The organism is Streptomyces sp. NBC_00012, assembly GCF_045040875.1.
Taxonomy (GTDB): Bacteria; Actinomycetota; Actinomycetes; order Streptomycetales; family Streptomycetaceae; genus Streptomyces.
Genome location: NZ_CP108309.1, coordinates 6,364,215 through 6,389,029, shown reverse-complemented (window position 1 = coordinate 6,389,029; position 24,815 = coordinate 6,364,215). Strand labels below are relative to the sequence as shown.

Below are 24,815 nucleotides of genomic sequence, written 5' to 3'. Positions count from 1 at the left end.
GGCGCGAGCCGGGCGGGACTTCCCGGCCGCGCCCCCAGGGCGCGACGGGCGTCCGGGGCTGTCCCGTCCCGGCCGGCTCAGCCCTGGCGGGCGAGGTCCGCCGCGCCCACCAGGCCTGCCTCGCCTCCGAGTTGGGCCGCGAGCACCTGGGCGTGCGGGCGCCATTCGCCGCCGATCAGCCAGCGCCGGAACGACTTGCGGATCGGGTCGAGCACCAGCTCGCCCTCGTCCGACACGCCGCCGCCGACGATGAACGCGGACGGGTCGAAGAGCGAGGCGAGGTCGGCGAGTCCGGCGCCGGCCCAGCGGGCCAGCTCGCGGAACGAGTCGACCGCCACCGGGTCGCCCTGCCGGGCGGCCTGGCTGATGTGCTTGCCCTCGATGCCGTCCACCGTGCCGTCGCCGAGCGACAGCAGGATCGTGGCGTTCTCCGGGGTGGCGTTGGCGCGCTGCTTGGCGTACCGGACGAGTGCGCGTCCGGACGCGTACTGCTCCCAGCAGCCCTGGCTGCCGCAGCCGCAGAGCAGCCCGTCCGGGACGACCCGGATGTGGCCGAACTCGGCGGCCACACCGAAGCGCCCGCGGCGCAGCTTGTTGCCGATGATGATGCCGCCGCCGAGGCCGGTGCCGAGCGTGATGCAGATGACGTCGTCGTGGCCCTGGCCGGCGCCGAAGCGGTATTCGCCCCAGGCGGCGGCGTTGGCGTCGTTCTCGACCACGACGGGAAGCCCGACGCGCTGTTCGACCTTGTCCTTCAGCGGCTCGTGCCGCCAGTTGATGTTCGGGGCGAACAGCACGGTGGCGCGCTTGTCGTCGACGTATCCGGCGGCACCGATGCCGACGGCCTCGATCCGGTGGCCCTCGCTCGCTCCGGAAACAGCCGCGGCGATCGCGTCCACGATGCCTTCGGCCGTCGGCGGGGTCGGCACCTTGTGCGTCGAGAGGATCCGGCCCTCTTCGTCGACCACTCCAGCCGCGATCTTCGTGCCGCCGATATCGACGCCGATGGTGAGTCCCATGAATCCCTCAGTTCCGGTCGAGCCCCGCTGGGGCCAACCGTACCCGAGCCGGGGGCCCGGCCCATCGGCGCCGGTCAGTCCAGGTCGATGTGTTCGCCCGCGGCGGGGCCCTCGTCACGGGGGTCGGCGGGGTCGTCGGCCTTCTTCCCGGTGCCGGCCGGATCGCCGGCATCCTGGGTCCAGCGGCGTTCCTGGCCCTCGACGGCGGAGCGGTAGGCGGCGAGGAGCTCGCTGCCGGCCGCGGCGATGTGGTCGAAGACCTCCGGGTTGCGCTCGATGACGGGCTCGACCGCGGACTTCGCCTGCTTGATGATCTGCTGCACGGTGCCCTGGGCCGCCGCGCCGAACAGCGGCGACTGGAGGGACGAGAACTTGTCGGCCACGGCGTCGACCAGCTTGCGCAGTTCCTCGCCGGCGGAGCCGGGCGGCGGGCCGTGCTCGGCCCGGCGACGGGCCTTCTCCGCTTCGAGGTCCTCGGCGCAGGCCTTCGCCCACGCGTCGTCGTCGACGGGACGATCGGTGGCATCGCTCATGGCGGACTCCTGCGACGTGGTGTGCCGGCGGCCCGGCATACGGGGCACGTACTACCGACGTTACCCGAAGCGTGACGCGCCGTTCAGCCCGTCCTCGGCCACAGGCCGGGGTCCGGCGTGAACCGGACCCGGAGCACCCCGTCGGTGAGGGCGGCGCCGGAGACGGTGCAGCGGCGCAGTCCGGACTCCAGCGGGACGATCCGGTGGAACGGGCCCACGGTGAGCAGCAGTTCGTCGCCGCGGCGGACCAGCTGGAGGTCCTTCTTGACCGCGCCGGGAAGCGGCAGGCACCAGACGAGGACCGGTTCGCCGTCGCCGGAGGGCGGGCCGGTGGTCACGATCCGGGCGCCGGGCAGCAGCCCGTCGAGGCCGTCCGGGGTGTCGGGGCTCTCTATCCACCAGGGGTCGTCGGCCCGGCCGGGGCCCCGGCCGTCCAGTCCCCCGGCGAGTCCGTCGTCCCCGGCGGGGCCGTCGGCCGCGGTGTCGAGGCGGGCGAGGTCGTCGAGGCCCCGCGGGTCGCGGCCGAGGTGGGGCACCTGGCACAGCGCGGTGCCGGGCGCCCACTCCTCGTGCCAGGTGTCGACGGTCTTCTCCTGCTGTGCGGCGAGCTCGGCGAACCAGGGGTCGCCGGAGTGCCGGGGCAGGACCCGGTTCACCGCGAGGGTGTCGACCCGCAGTCCGTGCAGGGCGAGGCCGGTGCGGGCGGTGCGCAGGGTGTCCTCGGCGGCGGGGCCGGGCTCCGCGACCAGCCGGAGCGTGGTGTCGCGGTCCTCGATCAGCGCCTGCACGGCGGCCAGCTCGGCGTCCCTGCGGGCGGCCGCCTCGTACAGCCACTGGGCGGGCATGGGCACCCCGGCGAGCTGGGCGAGCATCGGGCGCAGGGCGCGGGCGGCCTGGCGTTCCGGGGGGAGCAGTCGGCGCAGATAGCGGCGCAGCTGCTCGGGGAGGGCGAGCAGGGCGAGGGCCTCGCGCAGCGGTGGCAGGTCGACGACGAGGAGGTCGTGGCCGGCTCGCGACCAGTCGCCCTCGGCGGCGCGGCGCAGGGTGTACAGGAGGGCGAGCTGGCTGCTGCCGGGGAGTTCGGTCAGCTCCTCGCCGTCCAGCCGGTTCCCGCCGAGCAGGTCGAGTACGGCGGAGGCCTGGTCCTGGAGGGCGAGGAGTTCGCTGCGGAAGTGCTCGCCGGAGTCGATGCGGGCGGACCACAGTCCGTCGGTGACCTCGGTGGGTTCGGTGCCTTCGGGGAAGCCGGGTATGCCGTCGGCGGTCAGCAGCAGGGTGCGCCGGCCCCGGCGGGCGGCGGCCAGCGCGGTGGCCGCCGCGACGGTGGTACGGCCGGCGCCGCCGGGGCCGGTGACGAGGACCGTACGCATCCGGGTCAGGCCTTCGGGACGGACTCGACGCGCTTCTTCAGTCCGGCCAGGGCCCGGTCGATGATGACTTTCTCGGCCTTGCGCTTGATCATGCCGAGCATCGGGATCTTGACGTCGACGGTCAGCCGGTAGGTGACCTCGGTGCGGTTGCCGTCGCCGAGCGGGGCCAGTGCGTAGGAGCCGTCGATGGCGCGCAGCATCTGGGACTTGACGAGGGTCCAGCTGACCTCGTAGTCGCCGATCCAGGTGTAGGCGAGAGTGTGGTCGTCCTTGATGGCTCCGGCGTCGAGGACGAGCCGGACCTTCTCGGCGCGGCCGCGGCCGTCCTCGGCGAGGACCTCGGCCTCCTTGACCTCACCGGTCCACTCCGGGTAGCGGGCGAAGTCGGCGATCACTCCCATGACGTCGGCCGGTGCCGCCTCGATCGTGATGCTCGAGCTGGTGTGTTCAGCCATCGCCGTGGCTCCTCCAGTGCGGTGTACCGGTGCGTCGGCAGATGCCTGCCGTCAGAAGGCTATCGCGTGTGCGCGGCGCCTCGTCCCAGGGTCCGGCGCCGGTGCGGTGCGGTCACCATTCCAGGGCCCAGGGCCTGCCGGTGGACGCGAAGTGGCCGACGTTCACGCATTCGGTGGCGCCGATCCGCATGCGGCGGACCAGCGGCTGGTGGACGTGGCCGAACAGGGCGTACCGGGGGCGGGTCCGGCGGATGGCTTCCAGCAGGGCCCGGCTGCCGCGCTCGAAGCGGCGCGCCACCGTGTCGTAGGTCAGCTCGGGCACGTCGGGCGGGATGTGGGTGCAGAGCACGTCGACCGGGCCGACCGCCTCGATCTTCGCCGCGTACTCCTCGTCGTCGATCTCGTACGGGGTCTTCATCGGGGTCTTCAGCCCGCCGCCGACGAAGCCGAAGACGCGGCCGCCGATCTCGGCCCGTTCGCCGTCGAGGACGGTGGTGCCGGGATGTGCGTACTCGGACCACAGGCCGGGGATGTCGACGTTGCCGTAGGTGGCGTACGTCGGTGCGGGGAAGGCCGCGAAGAGCTCGGCGTACTGCTTGCGCACCGCGGAGACGATCGCGGCGTTGCGGTCCCTGCCCTTCCACAGACCCCGGCCGAACTCACGGGCCTCCTCGAAGCGGCGCTCGGTGCGCAGCGCGACGATCCGGTCGGCGTTCTCCACGCCGAAGAGATCGGGGAAGATGCCGCGCGAGTGGTCGGCGTAGTCGAGGAAGAGCACCAGGTCACCGAGGCAGACCAGCGCGTCGGCGCCGTCCCCGGCGCGGGCCAGCGCCTCGGTGTTGCCGTGCACGTCGCTGACCACATGGATGCGGGTGCGCTGTCGGGTGCTGTCCGGTCCGGCTCGCATGGCGATCACCCTAGGTCTCTCCCGCTCACCTGGGTAGAGGCCGCCGGACCTGCGAATATCTCCGCCCGGTCACGCGGGTGGACTACTGTGCGCCCAAGGATCACCGTGATGTGTGACGCGTAAGACATCTGACCGGAACCCCCTATCGGGAACCGAGTACTGGTGGGTAACGTCCGGGCAGTCCAGTCGTGCTCACCCCACTGAGCACCTGCCAATCTTGGACCGCAGCCGGTGCGTCACACAGAGCCGTGGCACCGGAGCCCGATGAGGAGCAGCAGTCTTGCGCGAGTTCAGCCTTCCGGCCCTGTACGAGGTCCCCTCGGACGGCAACCTGACGGATCTCATCCGCCGCAATGCCACTCAGCATCCCGATGTCGCGGTGATGAGCCGCAAGGTGGGGGGCGGGTGGACGGATGTCGACGCCACTCAGTTCCTGGCCGAGGTCAGGGGCGTCGCCAAGGGTCTGATCGCGGCGGGCGTCGAAGCCGGTGACCGGGTGGCCCTGCTCTCGCGCACCCGCTACGAGTGGGTGCTGCTGGACTTCGCGATCTGGAGCGCGGGCGCGGTCACCGTCCCGGTGTACGAGACCAGTTCGCCCGAGCAGATCCAGTGGATCCTCGGTGACTCCGGTACCACCCTGTGCCTCGTGGAATCCGAGGCGCACCAGGCGTCCGTGGTCTCCGTCCAGGCGGACCTGCCGGCACTGAAGGGCATCTGGCAGATCGAGGACGACGCGATCCGCCAGCTGACGGCGATCGGCGAGGACGTCTCGGACGAGACGCTGGACCTGCGGATGACGAGCGCCAAGGCGGACGACCCGGCCACCATCGTCTACACCTCGGGCACCACCGGCCGTCCCAAGGGCTGTGTGCTCACGCACCGCAGCTTCTTCGCCGAGTGCGGCAACGTGGTGGAACGGCTCAAGCCCCTCTTCCGTACCGGCGAGTGCTCCGTACTGCTCTTCCTGCCCGCCGCGCACGTCTTCGGACGGCTGGTCGAGGTGGCGTCGGTGATGGCCCCGATCAAGCTCGGCTGCGTACCGGACATCAAGCACCTCACCGATGAACTGGCCTCATTCCGGCCGACGTTGATCCTCGGTGTGCCGCGGGTCTTCGAGAAGGTGTACAACGCGGCGCGCGCCAAGGCCCAGGCCGACGGCAAGGGAAGGATCTTCGACAAGGCCGCGAACACGGCGATCGCCTACAGCCGCGCGCTGGGTACCCCCCAGGGCCCGCCGCTGGGCCTGAAGCTGAAGCACAAGCTCTTCGACCGGCTGGTCTACGGCAAGCTGCGGGCGGTGCTCGGCGGGCGCGGCGAGTACGCGATCTCCGGCGGCGCACCGCTGGGCGAGCGGCTCGGCCACTTCTACCGCGGGATCGGCTTCACCGTCCTGGAGGGCTACGGCCTGACCGAGACGTGCGCGGCCACCGCCTTCAACCCCTGGGACCGGCAGAAGATCGGTACGGTCGGCCAGCCACTGCCCGGTTCGGTGGTGCGGATCGCCGACGACGGCGAGGTGCTACTGCATGGCGAGCACCTGTTCACCGGTTACTGGAACAACGAGTCGGCGACGGCCGACGCGCTGGCGGACGGCTGGTTCCACACGGGCGACATCGGCACGCTGGACGAGGACGGCTATCTCGCGATCACCGGCCGCAAGAAGGAGATCATCGTCACGGCGGGCGGCAAGAACGTCGCTCCCGCGGTGATCGAGGACCGGATCCGGGGGCACGCCCTGGTCGCCGAGTGCATGGTGGTCGGCGACGGACGGCCGTTCGTGGGCGCGCTGGTCACCCTGGACGAGGAGTTCCTGGGCCGCTGGGCCGAGGAGCACGGCAAGCCGGCCGGTTCGACGGCCGTGTCGCTGCGCGAGGACCCGGAGCTGCTGGCCGAGGTGCAGCGGGCGGTGGACGACGGGAACGCGGCCGTGTCCAAGGCGGAGTCGGTGCGCAAGTTCCGCATCCTGGACTCGCAGTTCACTGAGGAGGCGGGCCACATCACGCCGTCGCTGAAGCTGAAGCGGAACGTGGTGGCGAAGGACTTCGCGGACGAGATCGAGTCGATCTACCGCGGCTGACCGGAAGGTACGCGAGAGGGCCCGCACGGCGCGTGCGGGCCCTCTCGCGTACCCGGCTCAGAGCAGCGCCCGCAGCCGCTCGGCGAGCAGGTCCCAGCGCCACTTCTCCTCGACCCAGGCCCGGCCCCGCTCGCCCATCCGCCGCCGCAGCTCCGGGTCGCGCAGCAGCGTGACGATCCGGTCGGCCGCCTCCTCGGGGGAGCCGCCGCGCACCACCCACCCGGTCTCGCCGTCGAGCACCGCGTCGGGCGCGCCGCCCGAGTCGCCCGCCACCACCGGCAGACCGGTCGCGGACGCCTCCAGGAAGACAATGCCGAGGCCCTCCACGTCGAGGCCGCCGCGGCGGGTGCGGCACGGCATGGCGAAGACGTCGCCCGCGCCGTAGTGGGCGGGCAGCTCCTCCCACGGCACCGGTCCGGTGAACCGCACGGACTCGCCGACCCCGGTCTCCTCGGCCAGCCGCTTCAGCTCCTTGGCGTACGGTCCGCCGCCGACGATCAGGAGCACCGCGTCCGGCACCTGCGCCAGGATCGCGGGCATCGCGAGGATCAGCGTGTCCTGGCCCTTGCGCGGCACGAGCCGGGACACGCAGACGACGACCGGCCGGTCCGAGAGTCCGAGCCCGGCCCTGGTCCGGTCCCCGCCCGAGTCGGGGTGGAAGGTCTTCTCGTCGACGCCGGGCGGCAGTTGGACCATCCGCGCCGCGGCCCGCGGGGTGAGCGCGGGGGCGATCCGGGAGCGGGTGTACTCCCCCAGGTACGTGATCGTGTCCGTGCCCTCGCCGATCCGCCGCAGCAGCTGCCGGGCCGCGGGCAGCTGCGCCCATCCCGCCTCGTGCCCGTGCGTGGTGGCGACCAGACGACGGGCGCCCGCCCTGCGCAGCGCCGGCGCCATCAGCCCGAGCGGGGCCGCGGCGCCGAACCAGACGGAGGTGCAGCCGTGCTCGCGCAGCAGCCGCACCGCGCGCCGGGTGACCCGCGGGGTCGGCAGCAGCATCGTCGTCGGGTCGCGCACGACGGTGAACGGCTGCTCGGCGTCGAAGGCCGCGGTGGCCGCGAGGCCCTCGGGGGTGCGCTTCCAGGTGGAGGCGTACACGACGATCCGTGCGGGGTCCAGGCGCAGCGCCATGTTGTGCAGGAATGCCTGGATGCCACCGGGGCGGGGCGGGAAGTCGTTGGTCACGATCAGGGTCTTGTCCATCCCGGCCGACAGTACCGGCAGCCCGGCCCGATGGCTCTCGCGCAGTCCGTGCGGGCATCATGGCTCCTCGTACCACCCGGTACCCACCATGAAAACGGATGAGGCGGTCATGACGGGATCGACCGGCGCACGGCTCGCCACCGCGGCGGTGTGGGCCCTGACCAGGGTCGCGCTGCTGCTCTTCGTCACCAAGGTGATCACGCTGCCCGGCCCGGACGGGACCAGCGATGTCTCGGTGATCTACCACGGCTGGTCCGAGGTCCTGAAGACCGGCACGTATCCGGAGGCCGACGTCACCTGGCAGTACCCGCCGCTGGCCGCGCTCGCCATCCTCTCCCCCGCGCTGCTGCCGTTCCTGGACTACGCCTCGGCCTTCTTCGTCCTCGCGTTCGTGTGCGACGCGCTGGTGCTGGGGCTGTTGCTGTACGCGGGCCGGGGCGGCGGCCGGTCGGTGGCGGGCGCCTGGGTGTGGGTGGCGGGGGTGCCGCTGCTCGGCACGACCGCGTACGCCCGTTACGACGTGATGGTCACGGCGGTCGCGGTGGCGGCGCTGCTGACGGGGCTGCGGCATCCGCGGGTGCTGGGGGTGCTGGCCGCCGTCGGTGCGCTGCTGAAGGTGTGGCCGGCGCTGATCCTGGCCGGTACGGCGCGCGGACGGCGGACGCGGCTGGCGTGGACGGCCGCGGCGGTGACGGCGGCCGGGCTGCTGGTGGTGTGCACCGTGGCGATGCCCGGTGCGCTGGCCTTCCTGGGCTTCCAGCGCGACCGGGGCACCGAGGTCGAGTCGCTGGGGGCGCTGGTCTTCCATGTGGCGCGGCAGTTCGGCTGGGAGGGCCGGGTGGAGTACCACTACGGCTCGATGGAGTTCCTGGGGCCGCACGTGCCGCTGGTGAGCACGCTCGCGCTCGGCCTGTCCGTCCTGGCGTTCGGCTGGCTGCTGGTGTGGCGGCTGCGGGCCCGTGAGTTCGGCGCGAGCACCCCGGCGGACGCGGCGTTCGTGGCGGTGCTGCTGTTCACGACGACGAGCCGGGTGATCAGCCCCCAGTACATGCTCTGGCTGGTCGGTCTGGCGGCGGTCTGCCTGGTGTTCCGCGACAGCCGGATGGTGCTGCCGGCCGGTCTGGTGCTGCTGGCGACGGGCATCACCCAGTGGGAGTTCCCGCTCGGGTTCGTCCACGTGGTGACCAGCGACGCCACGGGCGTGACGCTGATGTTCCTGCGCAACGGCCTGCTGGTCGCGGCGACGCTGACCGCCTGCGCCCGGCTGTGGCGGCGGACGGTCACCGGGGCGGCGCGCGATGGCGGGTCCGCCGCCCGGTCCGGCCTCGACCGTGAGGCGGAGCCGGTCGGCTCCTGAGCCGTGCGCCGTGCTCAGAGGCTGGAGCGCAGATACTCCCGCCAGAGCACGGTGAAGTCCTGCGGAGTCGTGTCGAGCACCTCGTGCATGGCCTGCTCCACCGCCCCGTCCCGTCCCGAGTGCTCTGAGACGGCCCGGTAGAAGGCGAGCAGCTTCCGCTCGCCCCAGTGGCCGGCGATCAGCTCGCAGGCCGCCCAGCCGCCCTCGTACGCCCTCGCCAGGCGCGCGGCGTCGCCCGCGAAGCCGAAGTCCTCGTCGGTGGGCAGGGCGGCCGGCGTCTCGCCGCGCGCGACGGCGGCCGCGAGTTCGGGGGCGATCCGGGCCGCGGTGCGGTCCTCGGCGCGGTAGGCCGCCCAGTCCGCGAGGCCCTCGGAGAGCCAGGTCGGGGTCGCGGCGGAGGTGTGGGCGCGGGTGGCGACATGGGTGGTCTCGTGGGTGAGGACGACCCGCTGCCCGAAGGCACCGAGCGTGTCGTACGCCTGCGGGTTGACGATCACCCGGTCCGCGGGCATCCGGCCCGCCCCGCCGGTCTGCCCGGTGGTGACGGCGGCGATCCCCCGGTAGTCCGCCGCCGACCCCAGCAGCTCCGCCATGTCCTCCACCGTGCGCGGCACGAGCACCACCACGCGGCCCGCCCAGCGCTCCGGCCAGGCGCGGGAGACGGCGGGCACCGCGCGGTCCGCGGTCCGGGCGATCCGGTTCAGCTCCTGGTCCGTGCGGCCGACGCCGAGCACGAGACTGTGCTTCCCGTGCACCACCCGCACGTCGCCCTGCTGCCAGAGCTGCCGGGCGTCGTCCCCGCCCGCCCGGTCCCCGACGACGTACCAGCGTCCGCCCGACCGGCCCCGCTTCAGATCGAGCACCCGGTCCGCGGTGACCGGTGCCGCGTCGTAGCCCTTGATCCGGTAGCGCAGCTCGACGTCCGCGGTGGCCCGGTCGGTGCCCTGCGCCGTCACGTCGCGCAGCCGGTACGTCCATGAGCCGAGCGGTACGTCGGCGAGGTTGCCGAGCTCCCGGCGCTGGGCCGCGCGCAGTCCGGTGGCCCCGGGGTCCGTGGTGGCCAGGAAGGCGTCCGTGTCGTGGGCGAGCACGGCGGCGGCCCGGCGGTCCAGCGTGGCGCGGACGGCCCGGGTGGTGGATTCGGGGGCGGCGCCGTCGTCGGGGGCCGCGCAGCCGGAGGCGAGCAGCAGCCCGGCCAGCAGCGCTCCCGCCGCACGCCGCCCGCCCCTTCGTCCCCGCCGCTGCATCACCCGATCGAGGGTACGGTCAGACGCGGGTGACCGACGAGACGGGCATCATGCCGACGGGGTCGTAGCGCACCGGGGCCCCGGGGTAGGGGGCGTGGATCACCTGTCCGTTGCCGACGTACATGGCGATGTGGCCGGCGTCCGCGCGGTAGACGACCAGGTCTCCGGGGCGCGCCTCGGAGAGCGGCACCATGTGTCCCGCGTACCGCTGGGCCTGCGAGGTGCGCGGCAGGCTGACCCCGGCCCGGGCGTACGCCCACTGCATCAGTCCGGAGCAGTCGAATCCGGCCGGGCCGTTGGCCCCCCAGATGTACGGGCGGCCCAGCGCCTGCCGGACCGCCGCGACGGCGGCCGCCGCACGCGCGGAGCCGGCCGGCAGATCGGCCATGGCCGGGAACCCGACGTCGCGGCCGGAGCGCGAGGCCCGCTCGAAATCCGCCCGGTCGGCGCCGGGCAGCGCGTCCAGCAGCTTCCTGGCCTCGGTGAGCTTGCGCTCGACGGTCTGTTTGTGGCGGGTGGCGGCCGCCCGGTTGAGCTCCAGCTCGGCCAGCGCCCGGGCCGCCTCCGCCCGGGTCTGCACCAGCCCGCGCTGGACCTGCTGGAGTTCCCGCAGCTCGCCGGCCTGAAGGCCGCTCAGGCGCTCCAGTACGGCCGCCCGGTCGAGGTAGTTGTCCGGATCGGAGGAGAGCAGCAGGGCGAGCGCGGGGTCGATGCCGCCGGAGCGGTACTGCGCGCTCGCCGCCGAACCGAGCGCCGTACGCATCCGGTTGACCCGCTCCTGGCCGCGGGCCGCCCGGTCCTGGGCCCGGTCGACCTCGCCGCGCAGCCGGCCGGCGTTCTCACCGGCCTCGTTGTACTGCTCGGTGGCCCGCTCGGCCTCGGTGTACAGCCGGTCGATGCGGGCCTTGGCGGTCCGGGGCGCGTCCTGCGGGTCGGCGTTCGCGGTGGCCGCGCCGAGAGTGGCGGCCGCGGTCGCCGCCGCGGCGGACAGAACGGTGGCCCGGACGCTCAGATTGAGGCCGGACTGTGTGGAACGGCGATGGGACACCACAGGACGCCGCACTTCCTTCCGCTGTACGCAGACGCGCGCAGCCCCTGCCGCCCGGGGCGGGCGGACCGACGACCGGGAGCTGCACAGCAGGCAGACAGTAGTCGGACGGTCACGGAGCGGCCAAAGACCGCGCCGGGAGGAAGGGCGGCAGAAACGGCGGCGCCCCGCCGGTGACCTGTGGTCTCCGGCGGGGCGGACTGTTCGTGCGGGCGCGGGAATTTCGCCCGTTCGGGCGTCGTCAGCCGACGCGCACGCCGAACTGGAAGCTGCCGATGGTGTCCATCGACTCGTAGCGGACGAACGTGCCCGGGTACGGGGCGTGCAGGAGGGTGTTGTTGCCCGCGTAGAGCCCCACGTGCGAGGTGTTGTTGAAGAAGACCAGGTCACCCGGCTTCAGCGCGCTGCGCCCGATGTGCACACCGTCGTTGACCTGGGTGTACGTGACCCGGGATATCTGGACGTTGGCCTGGGCGTAGGCCCACTGGGTCAGCCCGGAGCAGTCGAAGGACCCGGGGCCGGTGCCGCCGCGGCCGTACGGCTTGCCCACCTGGGTCTTGGCGGCGTTCAGAGCGGCGGCGCCCCAGGCGGAGGCGGGGAGCTCGTTGCCCAGGTCGACCCGGTCGCCCGCGGAGCGGCTGGCGCGCTGCTGGTCCTCGCGCATCTTCGCGCGCTCGGCGGCGGTCATCGAGTTGAGCAGGCGCTGAGCCTTGCCCAGCTTGGTCTGGAGCTCCTTCTTCTTCTCGCCGAGCGTCTTGCGCACGTCCGCGAGGTCACCGAGCTTCTCCTGGGCCTCCTTGCGCTGCTGCGCGAGGACCCGCTGCTTCTCCTGGATCTTCCCCAGGGCCTCGGTCTGCTTGGCCGTCAACTGGTCGAGGGCCGAGGCCTCGTCCAGGAAGGTGTCCGGGTTGGACGAGAGGAAGAGCTGCACCGACGGGTCGATGCCGCCGGAGCGGTACTGCGCCGCGGCGAGCGAACCGAGGCCGTTGCGCAGGTTGTTGATCTCCTGCTGGCCGCGGGCCACCTTGTCCTGCAGCGCGCCGACTTCCTTCTCCAGCTTCTGCTGCTTCTCCTTGGCGCCGTAGTACTGCTCGTTGGCCTCGCCGGCATCGTGGCTGAGCTTCTCGACCTCCGACCTGACTTCGCCCTTGGAGGGCTTCGGGTCGGCGTGGGCCGCCTGGGAGGTCAGGGCCACGGCCGCGGCTGCGGTCGCGGTGAGCACGGTCACACGGGCGCGGCTCGGCTGCTTGGGACGACGGTGGGACGCCACGGAGGCGAGCTCCTTCTTCCTCGAGCCGCCTACCGGGCTGTGGGGGATCTGAATCCCCGGCTCCGTGCATGTCACGGACTCGGCGGTGCCCTCGCTGCCACCCCGGATGGGTGATCAACCGTGCGAAGGTTCGAGGCCTGACCCTAGTGACCAACTTGTGATCAGTTCAAATCCTCACCCGAAAAATCTCATCACGGAGCGCACTTCTTTACCCACGACGCACGGGCTGTAGCGAGGACTTGACGGTCCGTTCCCCGATTTCCACCGAGACCCGACAAGTGCCGCTAGACGCGCGAAAGGCGCTTCAGGAGCAAGACGGACGCAACGGGCCTGGCGCCCGCTTTCGCCACTCCGTCGGCGACTTCGCGGTCGGTGGAGACCACCACGACCGGCCTGCCGGGAGGTTCGGCGCGCGCCAGCTGACGGATGAGCTCGTCGGCGGTCACCCCTGGCTTACTGAAGAGCACCCGGACCCCGCGCGGCGGAGCGAGCAGCACCGGGGCCGCCAGCTCGGCCCCGTCGAAGACGCAGGTCATCTCGGCGCCGGTCTGCGCGGCGAGCATCGAGAGCCCGCCCAGCAGCCGCAACCGCTGCTTCTCCAGCGGCAGCTGCGGATAGCCGGTCTTGGTGACGTTGTAGCCGTCGACGATCAGATGCGCCTGCGGCAGCGCGAGCAATTGGTCGAGCAGGGCCGGATCGGTCTCCGAAAGGGCCCTGGCGGCAATGTCCTTGGGCGACAGCCGGCCCGGCTCGACCGCGTCCACGCCGTCCGCGGGGCGCATCGAGGAGGGCGGCAGGGCCAGTTCGCGGCGGAGCCCGCTCGCCGCGTCGAGCACCGTGTCCAGGAGCAGCCGCAGCCGCATGTCCTCGACCGAGCGGCCCTCCCTGGCGGCCCGGCGGCCCGCCTCCACGGACGCCTCGGCCTCACCGAGCCGCGCCTTGAGCCGCCGGCCCTCGCTCTCGGCCGCGGACACCTGGGCGGCCGCCTCGGCCCGTACGGCGTCGGTCTCGGCCCGGCTGCGGCGCAGCGCGGCCTCGCCTCGCTTGACCTCGTTGACGGCGCTGCGCAGCTTGCGCTGGAGGGACTCGGCCTCCTTGCGGGCCGCGTCCAGCTCGACGCGCAGCCGCTCCGTCTCGCTCTTCGTCTGGGAGCGGGCGTGGACGAGCTCCTCGCGCAGCCGTTCCAGTTCGCGGCGGCTCTCCTCGTCGGCGCGCTCGGCGTCCGCGCGCTGGGCCTCCTCGCCGGCGGCGGCGACCAGCTTGACCCAGCCCGCCGGGCGCAGCACATAGGCCGCCGCGGCCACGTCGACGGGGTCGGCGGCTGCGGGCGGCGCCCCGGCCTCCAGGGCGGCGGTCAGCTCCGGCTGCCCCTCCCTGAGCCGCTCGCCGATGCGCTGGCGGAACAGCGAGTCGCCCTCCAGGGCGGCCGCCATCGCGTTCCCGGCGAACTTGGCCCGCCGGGTCGGGGTGAAACGGGCGTACTGCCGCAGCTGGGCCGGGAGTTCGGTGACCGTCAGGCCGCCGAACGCGTCCGAGACCAGCGCGACGACCCGCCGCCGTACACCTTCGGGCAGCGGGCGGTCGAGCGCCTCGACGGCGTCGTCGGCCGCCTCGGCCGACTCGGCGCCGCTAGCGGGCTGCTCCACCATCCGTCACCCCAAATGTCTGTGGGCGCGGCTCCGTCAGGAGTCGGCACCCGGCCTGTCCACCAGTTCGATCTGGTCCACCGCGTTGCACCAACGGCAGCGCACCGACTCGATGGTCTCACTGACCACCTCACGTTCCTCGACGCTGGACTCACCGGCCAGGTCGAGATGGACATATTCGACGACCTTCGAGGAGCGCGTCACGTCGAAGCGCGTGAGATTTCCGCAGAGCGTGCAGCGCCAGCGGGTCCCGTCGGTCGGCTGGGGAACCGTCGTCATCGTTGCGTCCTCTTTCGTCGAGCCTCGTGCTGCCTTGCCTTCAAGGATCTCGCGGTGCGCCGTCGAACTGCGGATGTCCTGCCGTAACCCTACGGCCTCGCTGTGTCCCCCCGACACGGCGAGGCGGTCTGTCCCGTTCCCTCCGCTTGCGTCATGCTCTGTTCATGATCGATCGGCGAGCTGTGACCGGCAGGCTGGCCGGTGGACTGCTACGGACGGTTACCTCGGGCGGGCCAGTGGTGACCCATGCCCTGATCGCGGTCTGCGTCCTGATCTTCGTGATCAGCCCGCTGTCCGGCTTCAACCCGGTCCCCGGCACCGCCGACGCCGTGCTCGCCGCCCAGGCCGGGTACTTCGAACGCTGGGGCGTGATCCCCGGCGAGCTGTGGGACGGCTCCCCCCGCGCCCTGCTCACCCCGCTCACCGCCCTCTTCGTGCACGGCAGCTGGCTGCACCTGCTCGGCAACGTGCTCTTCCTGTACGTGTTCGGGGCGATGGCCGAGGAGCGCATGGGCCGGGTCGGGTTCACCTTCTTCTACGTGATCTCCGGCTACCTCGCCCTGGTCGCCTACGCGGCCGCGCACGCCACGTCCGACCAGACGCTGGTGGGCGCCTCGGGGGCGATCTCGGCGGTGCTCGGGGCGTTCCTGTACCTGTTCCCCCGGGCCCGGGTAACCAGCCTGTTCCCGTTCCTCTTCTTCCTGCCGCTGCGCTTCCCCGCCTGGATCGTGCTGGTCTTCTGGTTCGCCCTCCAGTGGCTGGCCGTCCAGGGCGCGGGCAGCGGGGGGCCGGGCGTGGCCTATCTGGCCCATGTGGTGGGCTTCGCCCTCGGCTTTCTCTACGCCTGGGGGCGTTACCGGCGTACGGATAGAGTGAAGGGACCAGCCACGGCCACCGAGGGAGAAAGCCAGCCGTGATCACCGCGATCGTGCTCATCAAAACCAGCGTGGACCGGATTCCCGAGATCGCCGAGGCCATCGCCGCACTGGACAGTGTCAGCGAGGTCTTCTCGGTCACCGGTACGTACGACCTGATCGCCATGGTCCGGGTGCCCAAGCACGACGATCTCGCCGATGTCATCCCCGGACGGATCAGCAAGATCCCCGGCGTCGAGGCCACCGACACCCATGTGGCGTTCCGTACCTACTCGCAGCACGACCTGGAGGCCGCCTTCGCCATCGGCCTCGACGCGTAGGTACGCGCTTCACCACTCACCACCCCGCGCAGCACTTCGGCGGGGGACGGGCCCACCGGCTGCCCGTCCCCCGCCGAAGTGCTGTGTGCCTCCGGCAGCCTCAGAGCTGCGCCGCACCCCGGTCCGGGACGCAACGGCCGTCCTCGGTGCGGTACTTCCACTGGGCGCCCTTGCTCACCAGCTCCTTGACCGCGCGGACGAAACGCTCGATGTGCTCGTCCGGCGTACCGGCGCCGAAGCTCACGCGGATCGCGTTGAGGGACCGCTCGCCCGGCTCGGCCTCCGGAGCGCCGCACTCGCCGACCTCCTGCGGGTCGCTGCCCAGCAGGGTGCGGACCAGCGGGTGGGCGCAGAACAGTCCGTCGCGCACCCCGATGCCGTACTCGGCGGAGAGCGCGGCGGCGAAGTGCGAGCTGTTCCAGCCCTCCACCACGAAGGAGATGACACCGACCCGCGGGGCGTCGTCGCCGAACAGCGAGAGCACCTTGACCTCGGGTACCTCGGCGAGTCCGGCCCGGACCGCACCCACGAGGTGCTGTTCCCGGGCGACCAGGTCGTCGAAGCCCGCCTCGGTGAGCGCCTTGCAGGCGGAGGCGATGGAGTAGACGCCGATGACGTTGGGGGAACCGGCCTCGTGGCGGGCGGCGGTGGAGTGCCACTCGACGTCCACCCCGCCGTCGGTGCGCCGGGCGACCTTGCGCGAGGCGCCGCCGCCCGCGAGGTAGGGCTCGGCCTCCTGGAGCCAGTCGGCCCGGCCGGCGAGGACGCCCGAGCCGAAGGGCGCGTACAGCTTGTGCCCGGAGAAGGCGACCCAGTCCACGTCCAGCTCGGCGATGTCGACGGGGTGGTGCGGGGCGAGCTGGGCGGCGTCCAGCACGATCCGGGCGCCGTGCGCGTGGGCGGCGGCGGCCAGCTCCTTCACCGGCCAGAGCTCGCCGGTGACGTTGGAGGCGCCGGTGACGCAGACCAGCGCGGGGCCGTACGGCTCGCGGTCGGCGAGCGCCCGCTCCAGCGTCTCGACGGCCTGGGCCGGGGTACGCGGGGCGTTCAGGTACGTCACCCGGGCGTCGCGCCACGGCAGCAGCGAGGCGTGGTGCTCGGTCTCGTAGACGAAGACCTGGCAGTCGGCCGGGACGACCGCGGCCAGCAGGTTCAGCGAGTCGGTGGTCGAACGGGTGAAGATCACCTGGTCACCCGGACGGCAGCCGAGGAACTCCGCGACGGTCGCGCGGCTGTTCTCGAAGAGGTCCGTGGAGAGCTGCGAGAGGTAGCCGGCCCCGCGGTGGACGCTGCCGTAGTACGGGGCGTACGCGGCGACGTCGTCCCAGACGCGCTGGAGCGCGGGGGCGCTGGCCGCGTAGTCGAGCGCGGCGTACGTGACCTCACCACCCGTGACCAACGGAACCGTCACATCCTTGCCCAGAACCGGCAGAGGGGCACAAAGCGACTGGTCGGCGGCAGCGGTGAAGACAGACATGGCGAACTCCCGTAAGAGGCAGGCGAATCGCATGCGCCGGCGGATACGCGGCAGCGCAGCGGAAAGAGAAAAGAGGGGTGTGCGGAGGAGGGCCGACGGCCCTATCGCATTCGCGTGCTCACAAGAGGCTCCCTAGGGACCAGGACCCCGGGGGTTGGCATTCACAGATGCCGAGGGGCCCGCGCTTGCCGCAGACCTCGCTGCCTACGGCCTGGTCTTCACCCGGGGCACCCCGCCACGGACGGAGGGTTGCCGGACAGCGGGCCGGGGCCGTAGTCGCTGTCACTCATGACCTGATCAGCATCTTGCCATACGCGCGAAGACGCGCAAGGCGCAGTCCAGGATCCGGACTGCGCCTTGCACCACATCTGCGCCCGTTTCAGGCGTTGCTGGCCGCCACCCAGCGCTCCAGCGCACGCGCCGCCGCCCCGGAGTCGATGGACTCGGCGGCCTTCGCGATCCCGGCCGCGAGCTGCTCGTTCAGCGTGCCGTCCGTCGGGTCGAGAGCCGTCAGCGCCGCCGCCGAGTTGAGCAGGACGGCATCCCGCGCGGGTCCTCGCTCGCCGGCCAGCACCCGCCGGGCCACGTCGGCGTTGTACGAGGCGTCCGCACCGCGCAGGGCCTCCACGGGCACCAGTTCCAGACCGACGTCGCGCGGGTCGAAGGTCTCCTCGCGCACCGCTCCGTCCCGGACCACCCAGACCCGCGAGGTCGCGGTGGTGGTCAGCTCGTCCAGGCCGTCGTCACCGCGGAAGACCAGCGCCGAATTGCCGCGCTCGGCAAGGACACCGGCGACGATGGGCGCCATCTTCAGGTCGGCGACACCGACGGCCTGGGAGCGCACCTCGGCCGGGTTGGTGAGCGGCCCGAGGATGTTGAACGTCGTCGGCGTGCCGAGCTCCTTGCGGGCCCTGGCGACGTACCGCAGGGCGGGGTGGAACTTCACCGCGAAGCAGAAGGTGATGCCCGCCTCCTCGGCGACCTCGACGACCCGCTGTGCGCTGAGGTCCAGGTTGACGCCGAGCTTCTCCAGTACGTCGGAGGAACCGCTCGCCGACGAGGAGGCGCGGTTGCCGTGCTTGACGACCTTGGCGCCGGTGCCGGCGATGACGACCGCCGACATGGTGGAGATGTTGACCGTCCTGGCGAGGTCGCCGCCGGTGCCGACGATGTCGACCGTACGGCCGGGCACGTGGATGGTGTTGGCGTGCTCGTACATCGTCCGCACCAGGCCGGAGACCTCGTCGATCGTCTCGCCCTTGGCCCGCAGGGCCACCGCGAATCCGGCGATCTGCACATCGCTCGCCTCACCGCTCATGATGCGGTCCATCGCCCACGCGGTGTCGTCGGCGGTGAGGTTCTCGCCGCGCAGCAGGGGGTTCAGCACGCCGGGCCAGGTACGGTCCGCCACGCTGTCGCCGCCGATCGGGGTCACAACGTTCATGGTCCGCTCCTGGGGTCCACAGCCGGTACAAGAATCACCTCCACCCTATCGAGCGCCAGGCACGGCAAAGAGCCCCGTCCATCGAATGGACGGGGCTCCTGCTGTGGCGATCAGTTCAGGCGATCAGTGGTGACCGTGGCCGCTGGTGATCTCCTTGTACTCCTCGGTGGTGGGCTTGGCGATCTGGTTGTTCTCGCCGAAGTAGCCCTTGCTGAGCCGGGCCCGCAGCTTCTGCAGGGCCGACACCTTGCGCTCCACACCGTTCTCGTCGACCGTCGGGCCGATCTCGACCGGCTTGTACTGCTCGTGCGCGGTGAGCGTGTGCAGCTGCTCGGGGCCGAGCGGCTCGTGGATCTCGACGAACTCACCGTGCGGCAGGCGCTTGATGATGCCGGACTCGCGTCCGTGCAGCACCTTCTCCTTGTCGCGGCGCTGGAGGCCGAGGCAGATCCGCCGGGTGGCGATGAACGCGAGGACCGGGCCGACGAAGATGAAGATCCGTACGAACCAGGAGATGGCGTTCAGCGACAGGTGGAAGTGCGTGGCCCACAGGTCGTTGGCACCGCCGATGAAGACGACGACGTACTCGGTGATCCAGGCGACGCCGAAGGCCGTCCGGGTCGGGGCGTTGCGCGGGCGGTCCAGGATGTGGTGCTCGCGCTTGTCCCCGGTGACCCAGGACTCGACGAACGGGTAGACCGCGATGATCCCGAGCACCAGTCCGAAGGCCATCAGCGGGATGAACACACCCAGGACGAGCGTGTGACCCCAGAGGTTGATCTCCCAGCCCGGCATCACTCGGATCAGACCCTCGGCGAAGCCCATGTACCAGTCGGGCTGGGCGCCGGTGGACACCTGGTCCGGGCGGTACGGGCCGATGGCCCAGATCGGGTTGATCGAGGCGATCGCCGCGATGATGGCGATGATGCCGAAGACCAGGAAGAAGAAGCCACCGGCCTTCGCCATGTACACCGGCAGCAGCGGCATGCCGACGACGTTCTTGTTGGTCCGGCCGGGACCCGCGAACTGCGTGTGCTTGTGGTAGAAGACCAGGATCAGGTGCGCCACCAGCAGACCGAGCATGATGCCCGGCAGCAGCAGGATGTGGATCGAGTAGAACCGGCTGACGAAGTCGTGACCGGGGAACTCTCCGCCGAACAGGAACATCGAGATGTACGTGCCGACGACCGGCATCGACAGGATCGCGCCCTGGGTGAAGCGGACACCCGTACCGGACAGCAGGTCGTCCGGGAGCGAGTAGCCGGTGAAGCCGGTGAACATGCCCAGCACGAACAGCAGGAAGCCGAACAGCCAGTTGATCTCACGCGGCTTGCGGAACGCACCCGTGAAGAAGACGCGCATCATGTGCACGAACATGCCGGCCAGGAAGATCAGCGCGGCCCAGTGGTGGATCTGGCGGACCAGCAGACCACCGCGGACGTCGAAGCTGATGTCCAGCGTCGAGGCGTAGGCCGCGGACATCCGGATGCCCTGCATCGGCTCGTACGAGCCGTGGTACACGACCTCGCTCATGCTCGGGTCGAAGAACAGCGTCAGATACACACCCGTGAGGATGATGATGATGAAGCTGTAGAGGGCGATCTCACCGAGCATGAAGGACCAGTGGTCCGGGAAGATCTTGCGCATGTTGGCCTTGGCCAGGGAGTAGATCCCGAGCCGGCCGTCCGCCCAGTCGGCCACCCGCTCACCGGCGGGCGCCTTGCGCTGTGTGTCGGTCGCAGTACTCATCCGCGCTCCCAGAATGCAGGACCGACGGGCTCTTCGAAGTCACCGAGCGCCTCGAGGTTGCCCTCGCTGTTCACACCGATCCGCAGCTGCGGAAGGGCGTGACCGGCCGGACCGAAGATGACGCGGGCGCCGTCGGAGAGGTCGAAGGTGGACTGGTGGCACGGGCAGAGCACGTGGTGCGTCTGCTGCTCGTACAGGCTGATCGGGCAGCCGACGTGGGTACAGATCTTGGAGAAGGCCACGATTCCCTCGTGGGCCCACTCGCGCTCGCGCTTGTCCTTGATGTTGTCCGGCTCGATGCGGATGATCATCAGCGCGGCCTTGGCGATCTGGTTCTGGAAGTCCTCCGCGTGCTCCGACAGGCCCTCGGGCATGGCGAAGGTCAGCGAACCGACGGCGACGTCCTCGGGACGCAGCGGCTCCATCGTGTTCATGTTGATGAGCTGCTTGCCCTTGGCCCACAGGGTGGCGCGGAGCTTCTTCTCCGGCAGCGGACCGAGGTCGCGGAGCAGCACCACACCGGAGAGCGGCACCAGGGCCAGCGCGCCGAACATGGTGTTGCGGATCAGCTTGCGCCGTCCGAACGCGGACTCCTCGGCACCCGCCGCGAAGTCCGCCAGGACCTTCGCCTTGACCTCGGGCTCGGCCTCGATGGCGTGCCGGTCGTCGGCGACCTCCACGTCGGACATCAGCGTGCGCGCCCAGTGGACGGCGCCCGCGCCGATCGCGAAGAGTGCCACGCCCAGGGTCAGGCCCAGGGAGAAGTTGAGCGCGCTCACACGGCCGAAGGGCCAGATGTACACGATCTTGTCGACCGGGAAGATGACGTACGAGGCGATGAAGCCGATCGTCGCCAGCATGGACAGCGTGAACATGAACGCGACGGCGCGCTCGGAGCGCTTCGCGGCCCGTTCGTCGATGTCCTGGATGCGCGGCTTGTGGGCCGGCAGCCCCGGGTCGGCGAACGGGTCGTCCGCGACCTCTACCGCTTCGTGCGCGGTGCCCTGCTCAGCGGGCAGGTTCTCGTCTGGAATCTCTTGGCTACTCATGACTTCTTGGCCTTAGCGGTGTGGGCCGCGACCCAAATGGCAACTGCGATCAGTGCGCCGAGCCCGAAGATCCAGGCGAACAGGCCCTCGCTGACCGGCCCCAGGCCGCCCAGCTTCAGACCACCCGGGTTATCCGTCTGGTCGCCGTTCACGGTCTGGATGTACGCGATGATGTCCCGCTTCTGCTGCTCGGGCATCGTCGTGTCCGGGAAGGACGGCATGCTCTGCGGGCCGGTCTGCATGGCCTCGTAGACATGCTTCGGGTCCACGCCTTCAAGGCTGGGCGCGTACTTGCCGTTCGTCAGCGCGCCGCCCTCACCGGTGAAGTTGTGGCACTGCGCGCAGTTGGTACGGAACAGTTCGCCACCCTTGGCGATGTCCGCACCCGCAGGGTCGACCTGCTTCTTGGTCGGAACGACCGGGCCGGCGCCGAGCGACGCGACGTACGCCGCGAGCTGGTCGATCTGGGCCTGGTTGTAGATGACCTTCTTCTTCGGCACCTGGGCGCCGGGCTGCTGCGCCGGCATACGGCCCGTACCGACCTGGAAGTCAACGGCGGCTGAGCCCACTCCGACCAGGCTCGGCCCGTCGGTGGTGCCCTGACCGCCGGTTCCGTGGCAGCTGGCGCAACCGACGGAGTACAGCTTCTTGCCCTCATCGATGGCGAGGGACTGGGCGGTTTCGTCGGCCTGCGCCTTACTCGCGGGCGCAAACGCGGCGTACAGCCCCCCAGTGGCCGCCAGCGCGAGGAGTAGTACGACGACCGCCGCCAACGGATGGCGTCGTCGTGCGGAGAGCTTTTTCACGGATTACCCCGGTGTCAGGATCTTCTGCGTCGATGCTGGATGTGGTTCGGGTTCGAACCCGATTACTTGATCATGTAGATCGTGGCGAAGAGGCCGATCCACACGACATCGACGAAGTGCCAGTAATAGGACACGACGATGGCGGCGGTCGCCTGTTCGTGGGTGAACCTCTTGGCTGCGTATGTCCTGCCCAGAACGAGCAGGAAGGCGATGAGACCGCCTGTCACATGCAGACCGTGGAAGCCGGTGGTCAGGTAGAACACCGAGCCGTACGGGTCGGAGGACAGCGAGAGGCCGTCCTTCTTCACCAGCTCGGTGTACTCGAAGACCTGGCCTCCGATGAAGATCGCACCCATCACGAAAGTGATCACGAACCACGCACGGAGCTTCTTCACATCGCCCCGCTCCGCGGCGAAGACGCCGAGCTGGCAGGTGAGTGAGGAGAGCACCAGGATCGTGGTGTTCGTCGCCGAGAACGGGAAGTTCAGGGCCGAAGCCATTTCCTTCCAGTGCTCCGGTCCGGTCACCGATCGCAGGGTGAAGTACATCGCGAAGAGGGCCGCGAAGAACATCAGCTCGGAACTCAACCAGATGATGGTTCCGACGCTGGTGAGGTTCGGTCGATTGACCGACGGGTGCGCGTGCCCGGTTTCTACTGTCGTTGCTGTCGCCACGACCGACATTATGTCGGTCGCTTATCCCGCCCTCACCCCGGGGGGTGCCGTTCGGTGTGTCAGCCGGGTGTGTCCTCCCCGAACGGCCCATGGAACGGCGGTCCGAAGCGGTGCTGACAGGCCATCGGGCGGAGTACGATCCGCGCATCGGTTCATGCCCGGAAAGCCCCGAAGACACAGATGTCACGGAGGAACAATGCAGCCGACCGCCACGGTCCTGGTCTACAGCGACGACGCCAACACCCGTGAGCAGGTGAGGCTGGCAGCCGGGCGCAGGCCCGCTGCCGACGTGCCACCGGTGGAATTCCTCGAATGCGCCACCATGCCCGCCGTGCTGGAGGCGCTGGACCGCGGCGGCGTCGACGTCTGCGTGCTGGACGGCGAGACGGCGCCCGCGGGCGGCATGGGCGTCTGCCGGCAGATCAAGGACGAGATCTTCCGGTGCCCGCCGGTACTGCTCCTGATCGGGCGTCCGCAGGACGCCTGGCTGGCCACCTGGAGCCGCGCGGACGCCGCGGTGACCCTCCCGGTCGAACCGGTCGAGTTCGCGGACGCCCTGGCCGCCCTGCTGCGCAGCAGGGACTGCGTGGGCGCCTGAGGCCCGCCGCGGCACCGTCCGTGGCACCACTGAGGGGCAGCGCACTCCCCGGGCCGGTCAGACCTCGGGGCGCAGTCGCGCCGCCTGGATCGTGTCGTCACGTTCCGGGGTGGTGTTCTTCTGCAGGGCGCTGCCCTTCAGCCATTTGGCCCAGGACAGGTTCCAGTCGCCGTAGCCGTTGTCGAACGGCGTCATCGTCTCGCCCTGGCTGCCCACGACCGTGACGATGTCGCCCGTGCGCACGGTGTTGAAGAACCACTCGGCCTGGCTGGTGCTCATGCCCGTGCAGCCGTGGCTGACGTTCGCGTACCCCTGCGAGCCGGTGGACCAGGGGGCCGCGTGCACGTACTCGCCGCTCCAGGTGACCCTCGTCGCGTAGTAGACCTGCAGGTCGTACGAGTCGGACGAGCCCTCCGCGATGCCGATCGTCTCCCCGCGCATACGTACGCGGTATTCCTTGCCCAGCACGACCTTGACGCCGTTTCGGGTGGAGAAGCCGGGCTTGCCGGTCGTCACCGGAATGGTGTTGATCACTTTCCCGTCGCGCTTGACCGTCATCGAGTGCGCCGCGGCGTTCGTGATGGCCTCGACGCGAGCGCCCGTGGTGAGCCTCAGCGGCTTCGTGGGGGCGCCGTAGAGGGCGTCGGTGACCTTCACCCCGGCCAGGCCGCTGGTGACGTCGATGGTGGCCCTGGCGGGCCAGTAGTCCTTGGGGCGGTAGTGCAGGGTCTTGTCGTCGACCCAGTACCAGGAACCGGTCACGGCGGGCGTCGAGCGGACCCGCAGGGCGCGCTCGACGTTGGCCCTGGACGCCTTGTCCTTGACCGGAGCGCTGAGTTCCGCCGTGATGGGCTGTCCGACGCCGTAGGTGCCCGCCTGAGGCCCGAAGGCGACCTTCAGGAACTTCTTGGCGGAGGTGGTCCCGAAGGAGAGCGTACGGCTGCCCGGAGCGCCGTCGTCGTCCTCCATGCCGACCCTGACGGTGTACCGGGTGCCGGCGGCGAGCGGGACGGTGGAGTGCCACCGCTTCCCGTCGGCGTCGAGTTCGCCCGCCATGTGGCGGCCGGTCGCGTCGACGGCGGACACGTCCGTGATCCGGCCGTCGTCACCGTTGACGGTGACCTCCAGCGGCTTGCCGGGGTCGACCTTCTCGTCGCCGTCCGAGGCGTTGGCGGAGATCTCGTCCACAGCGTCGTACGGCTTCTCCGCGAGCGGATGGCCGCCGGACCCGCCGCAGGCGGTCACACCTGCGACCAGGGAAACGACCAGCAGGGTGCAGCTCACTACAGGACGGCTGCTCGGCGTGTGGTTCATGAACCCACGCTATGAAGGTTCATCCGTATCAGCGCGCGATATGACTGCAAACGGGGGACCCGCACTCCTCTCGGTGGAGAAGTGCGGGCCCCCCGTTCAGG

At 70.9% G+C, this 24,815-nt stretch carries 23 protein-coding genes and 1 riboswitch; of the genes, 5 read left to right on the top strand and 18 right to left on the bottom strand.

Annotated elements, in window-relative coordinates; translation table 11 throughout:
- Nucleotides 1-77: 77 nt before the first annotated feature.
- From OHA19_RS29265 to OHA19_RS29245, 5 genes are all read right to left on the bottom strand, one after another.
- Complete coding sequence (locus OHA19_RS29265; RefSeq protein ID WP_405711855.1) at nt 78-1,019, bottom strand: ROK family glucokinase; 942 nt, start codon at nt 1,017-1,019, stop codon at nt 78-80.
- A 74-nt stretch (nt 1,020-1,093) separates the two neighbouring features.
- Nucleotides 1,094-1,552 (bottom strand): DUF5304 domain-containing protein, encoded by a 459-nt coding sequence (locus OHA19_RS29260; protein ID WP_405711856.1) that lies wholly within the window; start codon nt 1,550-1,552, stop codon nt 1,094-1,096.
- A gap of 83 nt (nt 1,553-1,635) precedes the next feature.
- Nucleotides 1,636-2,922: an ArsA family ATPase gene (locus tag OHA19_RS29255; protein WP_405711857.1), complete on the bottom strand. Its 1,287-nt coding sequence runs from the start codon at nt 2,920-2,922 to the stop codon at nt 1,636-1,638.
- Between the two features lie 5 nt (nt 2,923-2,927).
- Nucleotides 2,928-3,377, bottom strand: a complete 450-nt coding sequence (locus tag OHA19_RS29250) for an SRPBCC family protein (protein ID WP_405711858.1) — start codon at nt 3,375-3,377, stop codon at nt 2,928-2,930.
- 112 nt (nt 3,378-3,489) lie between these two features.
- Complete coding sequence (locus OHA19_RS29245; RefSeq protein WP_405711860.1) at nt 3,490-4,284, bottom strand: metallophosphoesterase; 795 nt, start codon at nt 4,282-4,284, stop codon at nt 3,490-3,492.
- A 280-nt stretch (nt 4,285-4,564) separates the two neighbouring features.
- Between OHA19_RS29245 and OHA19_RS29240 the strand changes: the two genes are divergently transcribed.
- Nucleotides 4,565-6,361 carry an AMP-dependent synthetase/ligase gene (locus OHA19_RS29240; RefSeq protein ID WP_405711862.1) on the top strand — a complete coding sequence of 599 codons (1,797 nt, stop codon included), beginning with the start codon at nt 4,565-4,567 and terminating at the stop codon, nt 6,359-6,361.
- A gap of 57 nt (nt 6,362-6,418) precedes the next feature.
- Here the strand turns inward: OHA19_RS29240 and OHA19_RS29235 are convergent, their stop codons facing one another.
- The gene (locus OHA19_RS29235) at nt 6,419-7,561 is read right to left on the bottom strand and encodes a glycosyltransferase family 4 protein (RefSeq protein ID WP_405711863.1); all 1,143 of its coding nucleotides are present in this window, start codon (nt 7,559-7,561) and stop codon (nt 6,419-6,421) included.
- Between the two features lie 109 nt (nt 7,562-7,670).
- On the opposite strand from OHA19_RS29235, the gene OHA19_RS29230 reads away from it, so the two are divergent.
- Complete coding sequence (locus tag OHA19_RS29230) at nt 7,671-8,918, top strand: glycosyltransferase 87 family protein (RefSeq protein WP_405752196.1); 1,248 nt, start codon at nt 7,671-7,673, stop codon at nt 8,916-8,918.
- Nucleotides 8,919-8,932: 14 nt separating this feature from the next.
- Here the strand turns inward: OHA19_RS29230 and OHA19_RS29225 are convergent, their stop codons facing one another.
- The 5 genes from OHA19_RS29225 to OHA19_RS29205 form a co-directional block, all read right to left on the bottom strand.
- Nucleotides 8,933-10,165, bottom strand: a complete 1,233-nt coding sequence (locus tag OHA19_RS29225; RefSeq protein ID WP_405721376.1) for a hypothetical protein — start codon at nt 10,163-10,165, stop codon at nt 8,933-8,935.
- 19 nt (nt 10,166-10,184) lie between these two features.
- Nucleotides 10,185-11,216: an NlpC/P60 family protein gene (locus tag OHA19_RS29220; protein ID WP_405752193.1), complete on the bottom strand. Its 1,032-nt coding sequence runs from the start codon at nt 11,214-11,216 to the stop codon at nt 10,185-10,187.
- Nucleotides 11,217-11,454: 238 nt separating this feature from the next.
- Nucleotides 11,455-12,483 (bottom strand): NlpC/P60 family protein, encoded by a 1,029-nt coding sequence (locus OHA19_RS29215; RefSeq protein ID WP_405711869.1) that lies wholly within the window; start codon nt 12,481-12,483, stop codon nt 11,455-11,457.
- Nucleotides 12,484-12,767: 284 nt separating this feature from the next.
- Complete coding sequence (locus OHA19_RS29210; protein ID WP_405752190.1) at nt 12,768-14,129, bottom strand: NYN domain-containing protein; 1,362 nt, start codon at nt 14,127-14,129, stop codon at nt 12,768-12,770.
- 36 nt (nt 14,130-14,165) lie between these two features.
- Nucleotides 14,166-14,408, bottom strand: a complete 243-nt coding sequence (locus OHA19_RS29205) for a hypothetical protein (RefSeq protein WP_014156692.1) — start codon at nt 14,406-14,408, stop codon at nt 14,166-14,168.
- Between the two features lie 164 nt (nt 14,409-14,572).
- On the opposite strand from OHA19_RS29205, the gene OHA19_RS29200 reads away from it, so the two are divergent.
- Nucleotides 14,573-15,325, top strand: a complete 753-nt coding sequence (locus OHA19_RS29200) for a rhomboid family intramembrane serine protease (protein WP_405752188.1) — start codon at nt 14,573-14,575, stop codon at nt 15,323-15,325.
- The gene (locus OHA19_RS29195; protein ID WP_124718123.1) at nt 15,322-15,603 is read left to right on the top strand and encodes an Lrp/AsnC family transcriptional regulator; all 282 of its coding nucleotides are present in this window, start codon (nt 15,322-15,324) and stop codon (nt 15,601-15,603) included. The genes OHA19_RS29200 and OHA19_RS29195 overlap by 4 nt, the downstream gene beginning before the upstream one ends.
- Nucleotides 15,604-15,703: 100 nt before the next feature.
- Here OHA19_RS29195 and OHA19_RS29190 read toward each other — a convergent pair whose 3' ends face one another.
- From OHA19_RS29190 to OHA19_RS29165, 6 genes are all read right to left on the bottom strand, one after another.
- Nucleotides 15,704-17,080, bottom strand: a complete 1,377-nt coding sequence (locus OHA19_RS29190; protein ID WP_405711877.1) for an aminotransferase class V-fold PLP-dependent enzyme — start codon at nt 17,078-17,080, stop codon at nt 15,704-15,706.
- Between the two features lie 176 nt (nt 17,081-17,256).
- Nucleotides 17,257-17,374: riboswitch (SAM riboswitch) on the bottom strand.
- A gap of 85 nt (nt 17,375-17,459) precedes the next feature.
- Nucleotides 17,460-18,524: an anthranilate phosphoribosyltransferase gene (trpD, locus tag OHA19_RS29185; protein WP_405711879.1), complete on the bottom strand. Its 1,065-nt coding sequence runs from the start codon at nt 18,522-18,524 to the stop codon at nt 17,460-17,462.
- A 123-nt stretch (nt 18,525-18,647) separates the two neighbouring features.
- A complete protein-coding gene (locus OHA19_RS29180; RefSeq protein ID WP_405711881.1) occupies nt 18,648-20,273 on the bottom strand; it encodes a cytochrome bc complex cytochrome b subunit in 1,626 nt (541 codons plus the stop codon).
- Entirely contained in the window at nt 20,270-21,322 is a 1,053-nt protein-coding gene (locus OHA19_RS29175; protein WP_405711882.1) for a Rieske 2Fe-2S domain-containing protein, read from the bottom strand. Before OHA19_RS29175 ends, OHA19_RS29180 begins: the two co-directional genes overlap by 4 nt.
- Nucleotides 21,319-22,128, bottom strand: coding sequence for a c-type cytochrome (locus OHA19_RS29170; RefSeq protein ID WP_405711884.1), 810 nt, complete (start codon nt 22,126-22,128; stop codon nt 21,319-21,321). The genes OHA19_RS29175 and OHA19_RS29170 overlap by 4 nt, the downstream gene beginning before the upstream one ends.
- A gap of 62 nt (nt 22,129-22,190) precedes the next feature.
- Nucleotides 22,191-22,811: a heme-copper oxidase subunit III gene (locus tag OHA19_RS29165; protein WP_124718117.1), complete on the bottom strand. Its 621-nt coding sequence runs from the start codon at nt 22,809-22,811 to the stop codon at nt 22,191-22,193.
- A 187-nt stretch (nt 22,812-22,998) separates the two neighbouring features.
- Here OHA19_RS29165 and OHA19_RS29160 point away from each other — a divergent pair, with 187 nt between their 5' ends.
- Nucleotides 22,999-23,400: a hypothetical protein gene (locus tag OHA19_RS29160; RefSeq protein WP_405711887.1), complete on the top strand. Its 402-nt coding sequence runs from the start codon at nt 22,999-23,001 to the stop codon at nt 23,398-23,400.
- Between the two features lie 57 nt (nt 23,401-23,457).
- Here OHA19_RS29160 and OHA19_RS29155 read toward each other — a convergent pair whose 3' ends face one another.
- On the bottom strand, nt 23,458-24,714 hold the full coding sequence (locus OHA19_RS29155; RefSeq protein WP_405711889.1) for an Ig-like domain-containing protein: 1,257 nt from the start codon (nt 24,712-24,714) through the stop codon (nt 23,458-23,460).
- Between the last annotated feature and the right edge of the window lie 101 nt (nt 24,715-24,815).